Consider the following 16,196-nt stretch of genomic DNA (forward strand, 5'->3'; position numbering starts at 1 on the left):
GCCCTCGGCGATGATCGACGGTCCGAATTTCGCCCGTGCGGCGTCCACCAGCGAGGCGGCGGCGTCGATATCGCTGTTGGCCATGTGAACGCGCGGATTGTTCTCGCGCGCCAGCCCGATCGCCTCGTCGAGCGACCGCGGCAGCGCCGCGGAGACATCGCCCGGCCGCGAAGCATTGGTCAGCGGCTTGCCGACGGTCTTGAAGAACCGGATCTTGGCCGCCTCCAGTTCCTCCGTGGCCTCCTGCATGCGCGCCTTGGCGGCGAACAGCCGCTCCTCGGCCTGCTGCCGGTCGGCCTCGTTCAGCGCGCCGCCGGCGATGCCTTGCTGGATGTCGCCGAGAATGGCCTGATGGAAGCCGAGGTTCTTTTTCGCCTCGGCAACGATCGAACCCTGCAGCATGTATTCGAGGTAGTCCTGGACCACCGAGAGGCCGATGAATTCGGACCGCTCCAGAACTCGGAACGAGGCGCCGTCGACGCGCGAGGCCTGGCGGTTCAATTCGGCTCGCCGTCCGCCGCTGTCATAGAGCGTCTGTGAGATCGTCAGATCGGTTTCGGCCGGATAGAGCGCGTCATCCTCGATGGAAAGGGCGCGCCGGTCCGGATTGTCGAGACGGCGGACACCGGCCGATGCTTCGGCATCGACACTGGGAAGGTAGAGACCCTTCGCCTGCCGCAACTCGAATTCGATTGCTTCGCGGTTCTGGATGGCCTGGCCGATCTCCGGATTGGATTCGACCGCGACTGCAATGGCTTCCTTGAGTGTGAGCGCGCTGGCAGTCCCACAAGCCAGCATCGAAACTGTGATGGCAAGCGCAATACGCCAGCCAACGGTGACCTTACCCGTCCTGTTCATTTTAACCCCGTGACTTTTATCCCAGCGCCCTTGTTTTTTTTGTAAGGCGCTTTTTGCCCAAGCCTGCCACCGGAGCTTGGGACGAGTATCTACCAGATTTTTCGAGGATGTGAGCACTTAATGAAATAGGGGCCGCCGAAAGCGGGGATTCCCGTCATTACACACGGCGGTTGTAGCAAAAATGGCACAGAAAGTAGGGGCCGCTGCTCGACATTTGGCGCGAAAGGAACGCCAGTTGCCTTGAAAGGAGCACAAGTACCCGCCCCCCAAGCAAAGTACAAAACCGCGTCCACGTAGAATCGCGACCGGCGCCGATCGATGTTTCGGCTTTGGCAGGGCGGCGCGCTTTCGGGGCACGGCGCGAAGACTTGCTTGGGTCGGTCATCATGATGCCATGTGCTGGCGTAAGAACGCGCCATGCGGAGGGAAAACCGCGGCGCGCTTTCCTGGAATTGCGCTAAATCCCAGAGAAATTGTCGCCGTTTTGCGGGTTTCATTGGCAATGAAGGGCGGTTGCCTGTTATTGCCGCTTCAAATCAAAAAGCATGGACGTTTCCGCATGACCAATGTCGCCCTGACCGGGCTTGCCCGCGATCTCGCCAGACGGGCCGCCGAGGGCCGTCCGGTGCGTATCGGCGTCATCGGCTCCGGCGAGATGGGCACCGATCTGGTGACGCAAGGCATGCTTATGCCCGGCATTTCGGTCGCCGCCATCTCGACGCGGCGCCCGCACACCGCCCGCGAGGCGATCCGCATCGCCTATGGCGACGAGGCGATGGCGGCCGAGGCCGACACCGCATCGAAGGTCAGCAAGGCGATCGAGGGCGGCAAGATCGCCATCACCTCCAATGAGATGCTGGTCACCAATCCACTGATCGACGTCGTCATCGACGCAACGGGGAAACCCGGCGTCGCCGCCGATTTCGACCTGATGGCGATGGAGCACGGCAAGCATCTGGTGATGATGAATGTCGAGGCCGACGTCACCATTGGCTGCTATCTGAAACAGCAGGCCGACCGGCTCGGCGTCGTCTATTCGGTCGGCGCCGGCGACGAGCCGTCGAGCTGCATGGAGCTGATCGAGTTCGCCTCGGCGCTCGGCTACACCATCGTCTCGGCCGGCAAGGGCAAGAATAATCCGCTCAACCATGACGCGGTGCCGGACGACTACCGCGAGGAGGCGCTGCGCCGCAACATGAACCCGCGCATGCTGGTCGAGTTCGTCGACGGCTCAAAAACCATGGTCGAGATGTGCGCCATCGCCAACGCCACCGGTCTGGTGCCGGATGTTCCGGGCATGCATGGTCCCAAGGCCGACCGCGACGAACTCGCCAAAGTGCTGATCCCGAAGGAGGATGGCGGCATCCTGTCGAAAAAGGGCGTTGTCGACTACACGATCGGCAAGGGCGTGGCGCCCGGCGTCTTCGTCATCGTAGAGGCGACGCATCCGCGCGTCATCGAACGCATGGACGACCTGCATGTCGGCCACGGCCCCTATTACAGCTTCTTCCGACCCTATCACCTGACCTCGTTGGAAGTGCCGCTGACCGCCGCCCGCATCGTGCTCCACGGCCGGCCCGACATGGTGCCGCTGCCGAAACCGGTGGCCGAGGTCTGCGCGGTGGCAAAGCGCGATCTGACAGCGGGCGAGACCTTCGACGCCATCGGCGAGACCTGCTACCGCTCCTGGACGATGACGGTCACCGAAGCCCGCGCCACCCGCGCCGTGCCGGTCGGCCTGCTCGAGGGCGGCAACGTGCTGAAGCCGGTCCGAAAGGGCGAACTGCTGACGGCGGACAATGCCGCGCCCGATGAGACGACCAGGCTGTACGCCCTGCGCCGCAAGCAGGACGAGATGCTGTACGGGGCTTAAGATCCTCCAAATATCGGGACTCTCACCATGCTTGCCTCAGCCGCGTGACGTTACGTGCTGGCCTTGCCATGACAAAGTGACTATACTGTAGTGACAAGGACGCTTTGGAACCGGCAGATGAATCTCCAGATCAGGGATCCGCGCGCACGCGAATTGGCAAGACGGCTTGCCGAGAAGCGCAAGATTTCGATGACTGAGGCGGTTATCGAAGCTCTCGAATCCGAATTGCAGCGCGAACGTCAGCGCATCCCTCTCGCCAAACGGCTCGCCGTCATCGCCGAGGACTTCCGGGCCAAGGCAGGCCAGGGCGGCCGGGCTATGAGCAAGGACGAGATCGACGAGATGTGGGGACATTCCTGATGTTCGTCGACACCTCGGTGGTTGTCGCTATTCTATCGGGAGAACAGGACGCCGACGAATGGAGTAACCGGATCGAGCAAGCGCCGAGCAGGATGACCTCAGCACTTGTGGTGCTCGAAGCAGCTATGCGTCTGTCTACCAAGCTTTCGGTCGAGCCGCTGGTTGCCGAGACGGTGATCGGGGCGTTCCTGCACGAGGCCAATATCGAGATTGTACCGATCGGCGCCGGCGAAGCCAGACTCGCGGTCAAGGCCTTTTCAGACTATGGCAAGGGGCGTGGGCATCCAGCCCAGCTTAACCTTGCCGACTGCCTCTCCTATGCCTGCGCGAAAAGTCACGGCATGCCGCTGCTCTACAGGGGCAACGATTTCTCGCGAACCGATCTCGCTTAGTTTCATTTCCCGAGCTCTATCGACCTCAGCCGCGCCGCCTCCACCGCTTCGGTCAAAAGCTTGGTCAGCCGCTCCCCGCCCATCAGCACGCCAAGGGCGGCCGCCGTCGTGCCGTTCGGGCTGGTCACCTGCTGGCGCAGCACGCCGGGATCCTCGTGGCTTTCGGCGGCGAGCGAGGCGGCGCCATAGACCGTCTGCATGGCGAGCAGGCCGGCGGTCCTGGCCGGCAAGCCGGCCTTCTCGGCCGCAGCCGTCAGCGCCTCGATGAAATGGAAGATGTAGGCCGGGCCGGATCCGGACACCGCGGTCACCGCGTCCATCAGGCCCTCGTCGTCGATCTCGGCCACTTGGCCGCTGGCCGACAACAGGTCGGCGACGAAACGCTTCGTCTCGTCCGACACAAGCGGGTTGCAGAACACCACCATCATGCCCTTGCCGATGGCGGCCGGCGTGTTCGGCATGCAGCGCACGATCGGCGCGCTGTCGCCCAATATGCTCGTGAACGTGGCGACTGGTGTGCCGGCGGCAACGCTGAGGAAGGTGGTGCGGCCATCGCCGAAACGCGTGTAGGCAGCTGTCACTTCGCGGATCACTTGCGGCTTTACCGCGATGACGGCGAGGGAAGGCACCGCATCGGCTGGAATTCCGGCGGCATCGGCGGCGACGCCGCAGCCCAGCGCCTCGGCCCGCTTGCGCAACGCGTCATTGGGCTCGACCACGAACACGGATTGCGGTGCAAGCTTGCCGGATTTCAGCCAGCCCGAGAGCATGGCGAAACCCATATTGCCGCAGCCGGCGAGAACAAGCCTGATCGTCATTTGGAAGCCTCCGCAGGAACGGCCTTCCCATAGACGCTTGCGGCGTGGCGGGAAAGCCCCGTCGAAGCCAGGTCAGGAAGGGCGGCGCACCGCCAGCGGCCGCAGCGACACCTGCCTCAACCCGAGCACGCTGAGCACGAAGAACAGCCAGACTGGGTCGGCGCGGCGGAAGAAGAAGCTTTCGAGGAAGCCGTTCAGCGCCGCGAACAGCAGCACCATCATGAAGAAGTCGCCGAGATAGATGTTCTCCTTGCGCAGCGGGATGCGCATGTAGTCGCGCAGCGGCGCGATCAGGAAGGTGTAGACCGCCACGCAGAGCGCCGGGATTCCCATCAGCACCGCGATGTCGAGATAGCCGTCATGGCCGTGCACGATGGTCCTGATGTCCCAGGGCCGGTCGAAGGGCTGATCCTGGTTGAGCAGCAGCGGCGTTCCCCAGAAGCTTTCATAGCCGTAGCCGGTCCATGGCTTCTTCGCCAGCATGTCGCCGGCGAACTCCCACAGCGTCGTGCGCCCGGTATAGGTAAGGTCGGGAAAATAGACAGCCGCCAGGTGCTTCACCGGCGGGATGAAGACGATGCCCAGCGTGCCAACCGCCGTGGCGATGATCGCCAGCGCGAACAGGACCGGTGTGCCGAGCCGCATGCCGATCAGGCTCGGCAGCACCACGATCAGGATCGAGAACGGCACCAGCCCGACCGTCGTCTTGGAGCCGGTGTGCAGCATGAAGATCATGGCGGCGGCAAAGATGCCGGCGCCCCAGAGCTTGTCGCCGCGCCGGTAGAGGTAGAGGCCGGCGAAGCTGAAGCAGGCCATGATCGGCCCGGCGATGTTCTTGTGGGTGAAGACGCCGCGCCAGAGACCGGCATGTTCGGGTTCCTGCGAGTCGGCCGTGTGCATCGCCTCATGCGGAAAGACGATCAGCCCGACATAGGAGAGGCCGATCACGACGACGGCGGTGAAGATGACGACCTTCGAGAAACTATCGGCGTCGCGCGGCAGCGCCAGGATCGTCGCCATGGTCAGGATGCCGATCAGCGTGAACGAGGCGGCGCGCATCGCGGTCGGCGGGTCGGTCGCCAGCACCACCGACAGCATGAAGCAGCCGAGCATCAGCATCCAGGACGGGCTGAAGAGCGAGCGCGCCACGCGCGGGTCGGCGAAGGCCATCAGCGCGAAGATCGAGATCGCGCCGAGCGAGCTGAAACCCAGCTGATTGACGATGTCGCCGCCCTGGCCCGTCAACTCGGCGCCGGCCGGCTGGAAGGGCCGGAACGACACCAGGATGACGGTGAACAACAGCGCAGCGATCGCGGTCGCCACGCCCGCGCGGGTGAATGCCGCGCTGAGCGGCGCCCGCTCAGTTCTTCTCAGGCTGTCGGTATTGCTCATTGGCATATCCGAATTCGGCCATCACACGGCCAAGCGCGACATGGACGGGGTAGAGCGCCGTCGCCAACGATCCCGTCCGCGCCAGCCGAACGGCGCCGCGCAGCGGCGAGGCGGCAAGCAGCACCAGGCTCTTGGCGAACACTTTTGCGCCGGCAAGCGGAGTGCCGGCGCGCTTCTTCTTCTCGACCAGCGTCGAGATGACGCCGTTGCGCAGGCTGCGGGCGCGGATCCAGTCTGCCTCGACGCGCCGGGCGGGCACCGTTTCGTGCACTTTGGCCTCGGCGCACCAGCCGAGCACGAAACCCTTGGCGGCCGCACGGCTGAGGAAATCGGAATCGCCGCCGCCCATGAAGTTGAAGCGGAGGTCGAGGAAGGCCGGGCCCATGGCGGTCAGCACATGGCGCCCGACCAGCAGGTTGCCGGACGAATAGAGCGCGGCAACCCGTCCGGTCTCCCGGTGGGGCGGCGCGAACACCGGGTGCTCGGCCCATCTGGCATGCGCCGGCTCAGCGAACACCGGCACCTGCGGGCCGCCGACGATGTCGGCGCCGAGCGTTTCAGCTGCCCTGCACATGCGCTCCAGCCAGTCGGGGTCGGCGATTTCGTCGTCGTCGATGACCAGCAGGTGCCGAAAGTTGGGAAAATGCAGGATCGCCGTTTGCCATCCGGCATTGTAGGCGCTGCAATTGCCGCGCTCATGCGCGACGATGACAAGACCTGACATCTCGCCGCGCTCGAAGGACGGGATCACGGCTTTGGCGCCGTCGCGCGCCTCGGCCTCGTTCTCCATCACGATGACGGCGAAGCGTCTCGCGGTCCGCTGCGCCTTCAGCGACGCCAGCGTCGCCAGCACCTGTTCCGGCCGCTTGAAGGTCGGCAGCGTGACGACCGCCTCGATCGTCTCGGCGGCAAGCCCAGGCGAGCGTCCCGCGATCGATACAGAACCGTCCGATGGCAAGGGGATCATGCGCTCCAGCCGCAAGGGGTGATTTTGGCCCTCGATAGCATCGCGATGATAACGTTTCGTTAATCACCTTTCACGGCGGGGTCCGCGAAACCGAGACTCCCGGTGACGATCGGGTTCACTTAATCAAGGGGTCACCCCGCTTTGCTATCTGGGTTGCACTGGATAGGTGAGATGCATCTGCTGTTCGCCACATCGATCGTGCCCGACGGCGCTCTCGCTTCGGGCTATGAGATTGCCAACGCCGCGATCATCGACGCGTTGCGGCGCGCCGGCGTGCGCGTCACCGTGGTTGGCTTCAATTGGCCGGGAAAGCCCGCGGCCGATCCCGACAACACCATCGTGCTCGGCGCCGTCGACGTGCGTACCGAAAGCGCAGCGCCGCTGCAGAAGCTCGCCTGGGTGGCCAAGGCGATGGTCTCCGGCCTCACCTTCGCCTCGGCCAAGCTGCGTGTCGTTTCCGATGCCGAGGTCCGTGCCGCGATCGGGCGCGCCGGCCCGGTCGACGGCTATGTCCTGAACTCGGTGCAGTTCGCCGGCGCCTTCGAGACGCTCTTCGGCGACCGGCCGTCGATCTTCGTCGCTCATAATGTCGAGCACCGCTCGGCCGAGGAGAACGCCGCCAATGCGCGAAGCCTGCTCCAGCGGTTCCTGTTTCGCCGCGAGGCGAGGCTGCTCAAGGTCATGGAAGAGCGGCTCTGCCGCCAGGCGCGCTTCGTCTTCACCCTGGCCGAGGAAGACCGCGCGGCATTGGGCGTCGCCTCCGCCGATCGCTCGGCCGTGCTGCCGCTGGTGACCCGCACCCTTGCGCCGGCGCCGGCCGGTTCGCGGCGCATCGACTGTGACGCTGCCCTGATCGGCACCTGGACCTGGCAGCCGAACCGCATCGGGCTCGACTGGTTCCTGCAAAAGGTCGTACCGCACCTGAGGCCCGATTTCCGCATCAGGATCGCCGGCGGCATGCCCTCGGGCATCACGTCCACCCATCCCGGCGTCGAATTCGTCGGCCGCGTGCCCGACGCGCAGGACTTCGTGCGCGCCGCCGCCGTCATTCCGCTGATCAGCACCGCCGGCAGCGGCGTGCAGCTCAAGACCATCGAGACTTTCGAGCTCGGCCTGCCGTCCGTCGCCACCAGCCGCTCGCTGCGCGGCATCGGCCATCGCCCGGACAATTGCGTCGTCACCGACGATCCGATCGCCTTTGCCGCCGCGCTCGAGGCCGCCGCCGCGAAGGGCAGGGATGTCGATGGCAGCGCCTTCCATCGCCGGCAGGTCAAGGCGCTCGATGCCGCGATCAGGCTCGGCCTGGAGAAGCTCGGTGCGGTCCGGCAGGAGGCGTTCGCATGAACATGCACGCCACCCGCAAGGCGTTCGGGTCCGACACGTTGAAGACCATCCTCGGCATTCCCGTGCTCGCCATCCGCTGGGACGACGCGATCGCGCTGCTGACGCGGCTGGTCGCCGAGCGGCGCTTCACCAAAGTCAGTTTCCTCAATGCCCACAATGCCAACATCGCCTGCACCGATCCGGTCTTCGCCGAGGCGCTGGACGATTTCCTCATCCTGCCCGACGGCATCGGCGTCGACATGGCGGCCAAGCTGCTCTACGGCGCGCCGTTTCCGGACAACCTCAATGGCACCGACTTCGTGCCTGCCTTCCTGCAGGCCTCGTCGCGGCCGCTGACCGTCGGCCTGCTTGGCGCTACCCGCGTCAACGCCGAGGCGGCATCGGTCAAGCTTGCCGCGCTCGCCGTGCAGCACAGGTTCGTGGTCATCCATGACGGCTATTTCTCCGCCGCCGAGGAGCCGACGATCGTCGACAGGATCGCTGCCTTGCGGCCGGACGTGCTGCTCGTCGCCATGGGCGTGCCGCGCCAGGAATTGTGGATCGCGCGCCACATCGATGCCCGCCACTGCACGTTGCCGATCGCCGTCGGCGCGCTGCTCGATTTCCTGAGCGGCACGGTGCCGCGCGCGCCGCCGTGGATGCGCCGTCTCAGGCTCGAATGGCTGTTCCGGCTGCTGATCGAGCCAGGTCGCCTCTGGCGCCGCTACGTCGTCGGCAATCCGCTGTTCCTGTGGCGCGTCGCCAGGCAGAAACTCTCGGGCGCCGGAGCGCGTCCTTGAACAGCCGCTTCGTCCCGGGTGCAGCGACAGAAGTCCAGCGGCTTCCGCAGGCGCCGACGGCCGCGGTGGTGACCGCCAGCTACGCGCCGGATTTCGAGCGCTGCCGGCTGCTGTGCGAGACGATGGACCGGCAGCTTTCCGGTGTCGCGCGCCACTACATACTGGTCGAGCATCGCGACGTGGCGCTGTTTCGCCAATTGGAGAACGCCCGCCGCATCGTCGTCGACGAGCGCGATCTGCTGCCGCGCTGGCTGCATGTCCTCGACGACCCGCTCAGCCTGTTTCGCCGCCGCGTTTGGCTCAGCCTGAAGACCCAGCCGCTGCGTGGCTGGCATGTGCAGCAGCTCCGCCGCATCGCCATCGCCGCGCACGCGGCGGAGGACGTGCTGATCTTCTGCGATTCCGACGTCGCCTTCCTCCGGCCGTTCGACGCGAACGCCTTCTGGGGCGACGGCAAGGTGCGGCTGTTCCGGCGCGACGGCGTCCTGGCGAACGATGGCCATGACGAACATCGCATCTGGTCGCGCAATGCCGGCGCGACGCTCGGCATCGACGCCTCGAAAGTCTCTGCCCACGACTACATCTCGACGCTGATCGCCTGGCGCCGCGAAACCGTGACGGCGATGTGCGACCGGATCGAGAAGCTGCATGGCCGCGACTGGGTCGCGGTTCTCGGCTCGGCGCGCCGGTTCTCCGAATGCATGATCTACGGCCGCTATGTCGACGAGGTGCTGGAGGGCGCCGGCCATTTCCACGGTTCGGAAGAATTCTGCCATGTCCACTGGACCGGCGAGGCGCTGTCGGACGATGACTTCCGCCGTTTCGTCGCCGCCATGGCACCCGAACAGGTGGCGATCGGCATGCAGTCCTTCATCGGCACCGACATCGGCCGCATCCGCCGTCTGATCGATCTCGACTAGCCTAGGCAGGAATTAGATGGCCTTGGCCGGCCTGCGCATCGCCGAGTAAGTGAGAAACGCCGAGGCGAGATAGAGCAGCAGGAAGACGACGTTGAGCGACAGCACCAGATTGGACGTGTCGGCGATCGTCGTCAGCACATAGATCAGGAGCACCGCCTTCAGCCCGGCAAGCAGGCCGAGATTGAGCGCCCGGACGGCGGTCTGGCCGCGCGCGAACAGCAACTCGGCCTGGTATTCCACCAGATTGCGCAGGCCGGGCACGCAAATGGCCAGCGCCACCAGCGGCGCCGCCTCCGCGACATTCCTGCCCAGCGCGTTGGGGAAGAAATGCAGCACGATGCCGAGCGCGGCGAGCGCCAGCGTCGAGACCAGGAACACGCCGCCCTCGATGCCGCTCTTGACGGCCAGCCGCGACAAGAGCTCCGGTGCCCGCATCATCCGCTGCACCAGCATCATCGAGAAGGTGCGGATCGGGATCGCCGTCAGGTCGACGAGGCGCATGATGATGGCGTAGATGCCGGCGAGATGAGCGCCGCCGATCGACAGCACCAGCAGCTTGTCGAACTCCATCTGCAGGTAGAACAGCACCTCGGCACCGGCGACATAGACGGAATCGGCGAGCCGCCTGAGATAAAGCTCGATGCGCAGCCGCAGCCGCTGTCGCGGATAGAAGAAGCCGAAGGCGATGACGAGCGAAGCCGCGTTGGCGCCGATATAATACCAGGACCAGACACCGACGCTGTGCTGCGCCGCCAGCATGAACAGCACCGCGCCGAGCGCCCTTAGCGCCGTCGCCAGGATCGCCAGCACGGCGGCCCGGCCGAACTTGCCGAGCCCGTTGTTGACGATCAGCGCCACCTCGACCGGCCGCCACAGCAGCGCCTCGGCGAAGACGACGGCGGCGAACACCGGCAGCGGCACGGCGCCGGCGAAGAAGATCAGGTAGACGACGTAGGATGCCGCCGCCAGCACCGGCAGCGAGACGGCGCCGAGCAGCAGGAAGCCGGCGGTGAAGGCGCCGATCAGATTGGGGCGGATCGTGGCGGTGCGGTAGAGCGCCGAGATAAAGCCGAAGGCGAGGATGCGCGACAGCATGACGCCCGCCGCCGAAGCGGTGGCGAACATGCCGAATTCGGCGATCGACAGCGTGTTCGCGAGCGCGATGAAATAGGCGAGCGAGAACACCAGCCGCCCGCCCGCGCCGCTGATCGCCGAGAAATAGTCGAAAACCAGCTTCCGGCGCGCGGCCACGAAGGCGCCGATCCGGGCGAGGCTCCGCCTCTGCTCTATGTCGCTGGCTTGGGTCATAGGTGCGCCGGACCATAGGCCGGAAAGCTTAACGTGCCGTTCTGGAGCGGCTTCGATTGCGCTCGAAAACCATGCAATCAAAGCGCGAAAACTCTCCTCTCCGGGACCGAAAATTAACCTTTTGTTTTCTATGCCTGTTTAGCGTGACTTAACGATTGGCCGACCGCCTCTCCCAAGCCGCCGAAGAGTAAAGCTCCAAGACAATGGTCGACAGGGACAACCGTGAGGATTGGAGGCGCGAGCGCTCGCTGCTGGCGCTCGGTGAGGCCATGCGCGGCGAGGACGACGCCTCGCTGGTGGCGATCGGCGACCGCGCGAACCAGTTGTGGCGCGAGGATGCGGCGGAGCGCCACCGGCTTGCACGCGCGCAGCGCGAGACCCGCTCGGCACCGTCCGCCGACACGGAGCCGGGCGGCCTTCAGGCCGACCACCAACCGATATCTCACGAGCCGCGCATCGGGGATGACTGGACCGCGCGAACTAGTTACGCACAGACGCATGCGCGCGAGGAGCCGGAGGAACTTTCGCATGGTCGCGCGCCTCAGGCCGCGCTCGATCCGCGACAGGCTTCGAACGCGCGCCGGCCCGCACTCGAGGATGCCGACGACCAGCAGTGGAAGCCGCTGATCGACCCGATGCAGGTCGTGCGCGGCATTGCCCGCTCGAAGGCGCTGATCCTTTCGACGACGATCCTCGGCGCGGCGCTCGGCGTCGCCATCGCTCTGTCGACGCCGAAGAAATACGAGGCCACCGCCGAGCTCATCGTCGATCCCCGCGACCTCAAGCTCACCGATCGCGATCTCACCCAGAACGTTGTCGCGTCCGACGCGACGCTGGCGATCGTCGAGAACCAGGTCCGCGTGCTTACCTCCGGCACGGTCCTCAACAAGGTCGTCGACAAGCTCAACCTCACCAACGATCCCGAGTTCAACGGGCAAGGCTCCGGCGGTCTCGGCGTGATGTCGATGATCCGTTCGATCCTGTCGCGCCATGATGCCGGAGCCGCCGACGAGGGCCGCCGCCGTGCGCTCGCCGTCGGCAATCTGGCGGAAAGCCTGTCGGTCGAGCGTGGCGGCAAGACCTTCGTCATCTCGGTCGGCGCCACCACCCAGAATGGCGAGAAGTCGGCCCTCATCGCCAACACGATGACCGACGTCTTCCTGCAGACCTTCGGCCAGATCCAGTCCGACACCGCCGGCCGCGCCACCGACGAGCTGACCGCGCGGCTCGACGAATTGCGCAAGGGCGTCGAGGCTGCCGAGCGCAAGGTCGAGGATTACCGCGCCACGCACGACCTCGTCGACGCGCAGGGCCATCTGATCAGCGACGACCAGATGCTGAAGCTCAACGAGCAGCTTTCCGTCGCCCGCGCCCGCACGCTGGAACTCAACGCGCGGGCGGCTTCAGCGCGTTCGCTCAGCGTCAATTCGGTCCTCAACGGCACCTTGCCGGAGGAGATCAACTCCAACACCATGGGCGAGCTGCGCGCGCAATATGCGGCGCTGAAGCAGGAAGCCGACCGCGCCGCGGTACGGCTCGGGCCGCGCCATCCCGAACTGCAGGCGCTCAGCGCCCAGCTCGCCGGCGCGCGCGACCGCATCGCCGGCGAATTGCAGCGCATCGCCTCTTCGCTGCAGGTCGACCTGAAGCGCTCGGTCCAGCTGGAGCAGGATCTTGCCTCCCGCCTGGCGCAGGCCAAGGTGCAGAGCGGCGACGTCAACAACGCCCTGGTCTCGCTGCGCGAGCTGGAACGCGAGGCCGCCGCCAAGCGCTCGGTCTACGAGGCTTTCCTGCTGCGCGCCAAGGAGACCGGTGAGCAGAAGGACATCAACACCGCCAACATCAACGTCATCTCCAAGGCCTTCGCACCGCTGGAGGCCAAGGGGCCGTCGCGCGCCATGCTGGCGCTTGCCGGCCTGCTGCTTGGTTTTGCTGCGGGTGTCGGGCTCGGCGGCATGCGCGGCGCCTATGAGAGCCTGCGCGAAACCGCGACCTCGCGCTCGCGTCGCCGCGCAAACGACGACCACAAGCCGGCGGTCGAAGACAAGGTCTATCGGGCGCCACCGCCTGTTCCGCTGCCACGGTCGCAGCCGCGCGCTCCATTGCCGCCTCCACCATCGCCCGCCGCGACCACCGGGGCTGAACGTTCGGGGCCGGTTGGCGCCTTGCTTTCGGCAGTGCGCGGGATGATGCCCGGCAAAAGGCAAAAGCACGTCGATCCCGGCAAGGTCACGGAACGGCCCGCGGCCTATCAGCCGCGTCAATTCCAGCAGGACGAGCCGCCTCGGCGGCCGGCCACCTATTCCTCTCCGCGCACGCAGGCCTATGACAATGAGCCCGGCTATCGGCCGGCACGGCCCGAACAGACACCGCCGGCCAGCCATGCCTATCCGCCGGCGGCAACTTCGTCTGGCGGGCAGGGGACCAATCCTCGGGATCAACTGGCGCCGCAGGCGCCGAACACCGACGAGCAGCAAGGCCAGATCGACGAGATCCGCGAAAGCCTGCGCGAATTCCGCGAAGCGGTGCGCGAGCTCACCGAAAGCCGTTCGAACCGCCGCTATTTCTAAATCCCGCCCCATCCGATAAAAGCGGCCGGTTTCGAGTTTACGGCATGCGACGGCGTTTTGACGGGATTGCCCGCCGGAATTTTCGTGAAAATGCCGCTCGACATGTCGCCCGAACCGCGCGGGTTTCGGGTCTGTGAAACAATGAGACAAGGCGGTCGCATGAATCCCAAGGATGCGACGTGCTTTGATGGATGAGTTGAAGGTGGTTCATGGCCGAAGTGATTGACGGGAAGAGCGTCGCCGAAGACGTGGTTGGCAAGGTCAAGGCACTGACCGCGGAACTGGCGGGCAAGGGCGCGACCAAGCCCGGCCTCGCCGTGGTGATCGTCGGCGAGGATCCGGCGAGCCAGGTCTATGTCGCCTCGAAATCGCGCACCGCCAAGGAATGCGGCTTCCACTCGCTGCAGCACACGCTGCCGGCCGAGACCTCGGAGGCCGAATTGCTCAAGATCATCGGTGACCTCAACGCCGACCCGTCGATCCACGGCATCCTGGTGCAGCTGCCGCTGCCCGGCCACATCGATTCCGGCAAGGTCATCCAGACCATCGCGCCGGAGAAGGATGTCGACGGCTTCCACTTCATCAATGTCGGCAAGCTCGGCACCGGCGAGCTGGAGACGGCCTTCGTGCCCTGCACCCCGGCCGGCTCGATGCTGCTGATCGAGTGCGTGCGCGGCAAGGACCTGTCCGGTCTCAACGCCGTCGTCGTCGGCCGCTCCAACATCGTCGGCAAGCCGATGGCCAACCTCCTGCTTGCCGCCAACTGCACCGTCACCATCGCCCACAGCCGCACCAAGGACCTGCCGGCGCTTGCCCGCACCGCCGACATCCTGGTCGCCGCCGTCGGCCGTCCGGAAATGGTCAAGGGCGACTGGGTCAAGCCCGGCGCCACGGTCATCGACGTCGGCATCAACCGCATCCCGGCGCCCGAGAAGGGCGAGGGCAAGAGCCGCCTCGTCGGCGACGTCGCCTATGCCGAAGCCGCCAAGGCGGCCGGCGCCATCACCCCGGTGCCCGGCGGCGTCGGGCCGATGACCATTGCCATGCTGATGGCGAACACTGTAGCTTCCGCCTACCTTGCGGCCGGGTTGAAGCGGCCGTCCTTCTGACCGGGAAGCAGCCTACTTGCCGAACCATTCCATTCCCATCGAACGGCCGGTCGCGAACGATTCCGTTCAGGGTGGTCGTCAGTTCGGGTTCCTGCTGGTCGACAAGTTCTCGATGTTCTCGCTGGCCGCGGCGATCGACTGCTTTCGCTCGGCCAACCGCTTGCTTGGCCGCGATGTCTATGGCTGGACGACGATCTCGGCGGATGGCGACGCCGTCATGGCCTCGAACGGCCTGCCGCTGAAGATCGATTATTCCGTCGCCGATATGCCGCCGGTCGACATCCTGTTCGTGTCGGTCGGCCTCTCCATCGAATTCCCGGGCAAGAGCAAGGTGCTGGCGGCGCTGCGCAGCTGGGGCAGGCGCGGCAACGCGCTCGGTGCGCTCTCGGTCGGCTCCTATCTGCTCGCCGAGGCCGGCCAGCTCGACGGCTATCGCTGCACCATCCATTGGGAGAACCGCGCCGGCTTCATGGAGCGTTTCCCGGACATCAACTGCACCGGCAATGTCTTCGAGATCGACCGCAAGCGTTACACCTGCGCCGGCGGCACCACCTCGATCGACCTGATGCTTGAGATCGTGCGCACCGATTTCGGCTCCAACCTCGCCAACGGCGTCGCCAACCAGTTCCAGCACGAGCGCATCCGTTCGGCCGGCGACCGCCAGCGCGTCGGGCCGGAGCGCGACCTCACCGGCAAGTCGGAGAAGCTCAGGCGCATTGTCGAGCTGATGGCCGATCACCTCGACGAGCCGCTGTCGGCGGTCCAGCTCGCCAAGTCGGCGGGCCTGTCGGTGCGCCAGGTCGAGCGCCTGTTCCTGCGCCATTTGAGCGTTACGCCGGGGCGTTACTACATGCGGCTCAGGCTGGAGCGGGCGCGCGAACTGCTGCGCCAGACCAACATGCCGATCCTCGACGTGGCGATCGCCACCGGCTTCACCTCGCACTCCTATTTCGCGCAGAGCTACCGGCTGCAGTTCGGCCGCCCGCCGTCGGAAGAGCGCCGCACCACCTACTGAGCGATGAGCCGCCGTCCGTGGTGCCTGTGCGCAAGGCCGCGTGCGGGCTTGTCTCCACAGGCCGGGTCAAATACCTTCGCGCCGCGGACCAGAGGGGTTTCCTAGGAGAGTTTCATGATGCGATTGGCACGGAGCGTCGCCACGGCGATTCTCCTTTTGTCGACGACCACGTTCGGCTTTGCCGCCAACAAGGTCATCATCATTCTCGATGCGTCGGGCTCGATGTGGGCGCAGATCGACGGCAAGCCGAAGCTCGAGATCGCGCGCGAATCGCTGCGCACCGTGCTGCAGTCGGTGCCGGGCGACGACGAGATCGGCTTCATGGCCTACGGTCATCGCCAGAAGGGCAGCTGCGAGGACATCGAGCTGATCGTGCCGCCGCAGGCGGGTTCGGCGAGCGCCATTTCGGCCGCCGCCGACAGCATGAAATTCCTCGGCAAGACGCCGCTGACCGCAGCCGTCAAGCAGGCGGCCGAGGCGCTGAAATACAC

The 16,196-nt window shown here is 65.8% G+C and carries 15 protein-coding genes; 10 read left to right on the top strand and 5 right to left on the bottom strand.

Translation table 11 applies throughout. The annotated features are described in order from the left end of the window. Positions 1-858: TolC family protein (locus EN738_RS15895; RefSeq protein WP_189605866.1), on the bottom strand; the 858-nt coding region annotated here is incomplete at its 3' end. 559 nt (positions 859-1,417) lie between these two features. Here EN738_RS15895 and EN738_RS15900 point away from each other — a divergent pair. The 3 genes from EN738_RS15900 to EN738_RS15910 all read left to right on the top strand — a co-directional run bounded on the left by EN738_RS15900 (position 1,418) and on the right by EN738_RS15910 (position 3,483). Continuing rightward, complete coding sequence (locus tag EN738_RS15900; RefSeq protein ID WP_127284520.1) at positions 1,418-2,731, top strand: NAD(P)H-dependent oxidoreductase; 1,314 nt, start codon at positions 1,418-1,420, stop codon at positions 2,729-2,731. A gap of 117 nt (positions 2,732-2,848) precedes the next feature. Next, the gene (locus tag EN738_RS15905; RefSeq protein WP_127284521.1) at positions 2,849-3,091 is read left to right on the top strand and encodes a type II toxin-antitoxin system VapB family antitoxin; all 243 of its coding nucleotides are present in this window, start codon (positions 2,849-2,851) and stop codon (positions 3,089-3,091) included. Beyond that, positions 3,091-3,483, top strand: a complete 393-nt coding sequence (locus EN738_RS15910) for a type II toxin-antitoxin system VapC family toxin (protein WP_127284522.1) — start codon at positions 3,091-3,093, stop codon at positions 3,481-3,483. Before EN738_RS15905 ends, EN738_RS15910 begins: the two co-directional genes overlap by 1 nt. A 2-nt stretch (positions 3,484-3,485) precedes the next feature. Here EN738_RS15910 and proC read toward each other — a convergent pair whose 3' ends face one another. The 3 genes from proC to EN738_RS15925 all read right to left on the bottom strand — a co-directional run bounded on the left by proC (position 3,486) and on the right by EN738_RS15925 (position 6,660). Next, positions 3,486-4,301, bottom strand: a complete 816-nt coding sequence (gene proC, locus EN738_RS15915; protein ID WP_127284523.1) for a pyrroline-5-carboxylate reductase — start codon at positions 4,299-4,301, stop codon at positions 3,486-3,488. A 72-nt stretch (positions 4,302-4,373) separates the two neighbouring features. Next, positions 4,374-5,693 carry an O-antigen ligase gene (locus EN738_RS15920; protein WP_127284524.1) on the bottom strand — a complete coding sequence of 440 codons (1,320 nt, stop codon included), beginning with the start codon at positions 5,691-5,693 and terminating at the stop codon, positions 4,374-4,376. Then, on the bottom strand, positions 5,662-6,660 hold the full coding sequence (locus EN738_RS15925) for a glycosyltransferase (RefSeq protein WP_127284525.1): 999 nt from the start codon (positions 6,658-6,660) through the stop codon (positions 5,662-5,664). Before EN738_RS15925 ends, EN738_RS15920 begins: the two co-directional genes overlap by 32 nt. A 171-nt stretch (positions 6,661-6,831) precedes the next feature. Here EN738_RS15925 and EN738_RS15930 point away from each other — a divergent pair, with 171 nt between their 5' ends. From EN738_RS15930 to EN738_RS15940, 3 genes are read left to right on the top strand one after another with little or no spacing between them, the layout of a single operon-like run. Beyond that, complete coding sequence (locus tag EN738_RS15930; protein ID WP_127284526.1) at positions 6,832-8,004, top strand: glycosyltransferase family 4 protein; 1,173 nt, start codon at positions 6,832-6,834, stop codon at positions 8,002-8,004. Then, on the top strand, positions 8,001-8,783 hold the full coding sequence (locus tag EN738_RS15935; RefSeq protein WP_127284527.1) for a WecB/TagA/CpsF family glycosyltransferase: 783 nt from the start codon (positions 8,001-8,003) through the stop codon (positions 8,781-8,783). The genes EN738_RS15930 and EN738_RS15935 overlap by 4 nt, the downstream gene beginning before the upstream one ends. Further along, positions 8,780-9,703: a DUF6492 family protein gene (locus tag EN738_RS15940; protein ID WP_127284528.1), complete on the top strand. Its 924-nt coding sequence runs from the start codon at positions 8,780-8,782 to the stop codon at positions 9,701-9,703. Before EN738_RS15935 ends, EN738_RS15940 begins: the two co-directional genes overlap by 4 nt. A 12-nt stretch (positions 9,704-9,715) precedes the next feature. Here EN738_RS15940 and EN738_RS15945 read toward each other — a convergent pair whose 3' ends face one another. Beyond that, the gene (locus EN738_RS15945) at positions 9,716-11,011 is read right to left on the bottom strand and encodes a lipopolysaccharide biosynthesis protein (RefSeq protein ID WP_127284529.1); all 1,296 of its coding nucleotides are present in this window, start codon (positions 11,009-11,011) and stop codon (positions 9,716-9,718) included. A gap of 203 nt (positions 11,012-11,214) precedes the next feature. Here EN738_RS15945 and EN738_RS15950 point away from each other — a divergent pair, with 203 nt between their 5' ends. From EN738_RS15950 to EN738_RS15965, 4 genes are all read left to right on the top strand, one after another. Next, positions 11,215-13,581 carry a GumC family protein gene (locus EN738_RS15950; protein ID WP_127284530.1) on the top strand — a complete coding sequence of 789 codons (2,367 nt, stop codon included), beginning with the start codon at positions 11,215-11,217 and terminating at the stop codon, positions 13,579-13,581. A gap of 209 nt (positions 13,582-13,790) precedes the next feature. Then, positions 13,791-14,690, top strand: a complete 900-nt coding sequence (folD, locus tag EN738_RS15955; protein ID WP_127284531.1) for a bifunctional methylenetetrahydrofolate dehydrogenase/methenyltetrahydrofolate cyclohydrolase FolD — start codon at positions 13,791-13,793, stop codon at positions 14,688-14,690. Between the two features lie 16 nt (positions 14,691-14,706). Further along, a complete protein-coding gene (locus EN738_RS15960) occupies positions 14,707-15,705 on the top strand; it encodes a GlxA family transcriptional regulator (protein WP_126056467.1) in 999 nt (332 codons plus the stop codon). A 114-nt stretch (positions 15,706-15,819) separates the two neighbouring features. Beyond that, positions 15,820-16,196 (top strand): VWA domain-containing protein (locus EN738_RS15965; RefSeq protein WP_145966856.1); only part of this gene is annotated, 377 nt, incomplete at its 3' end.

The organism is Mesorhizobium sp. M4B.F.Ca.ET.017.02.2.1 (assembly GCF_003998955.1).
Lineage (GTDB): Bacteria > Pseudomonadota > Alphaproteobacteria > Rhizobiales > Rhizobiaceae > Mesorhizobium > Mesorhizobium abyssinicae.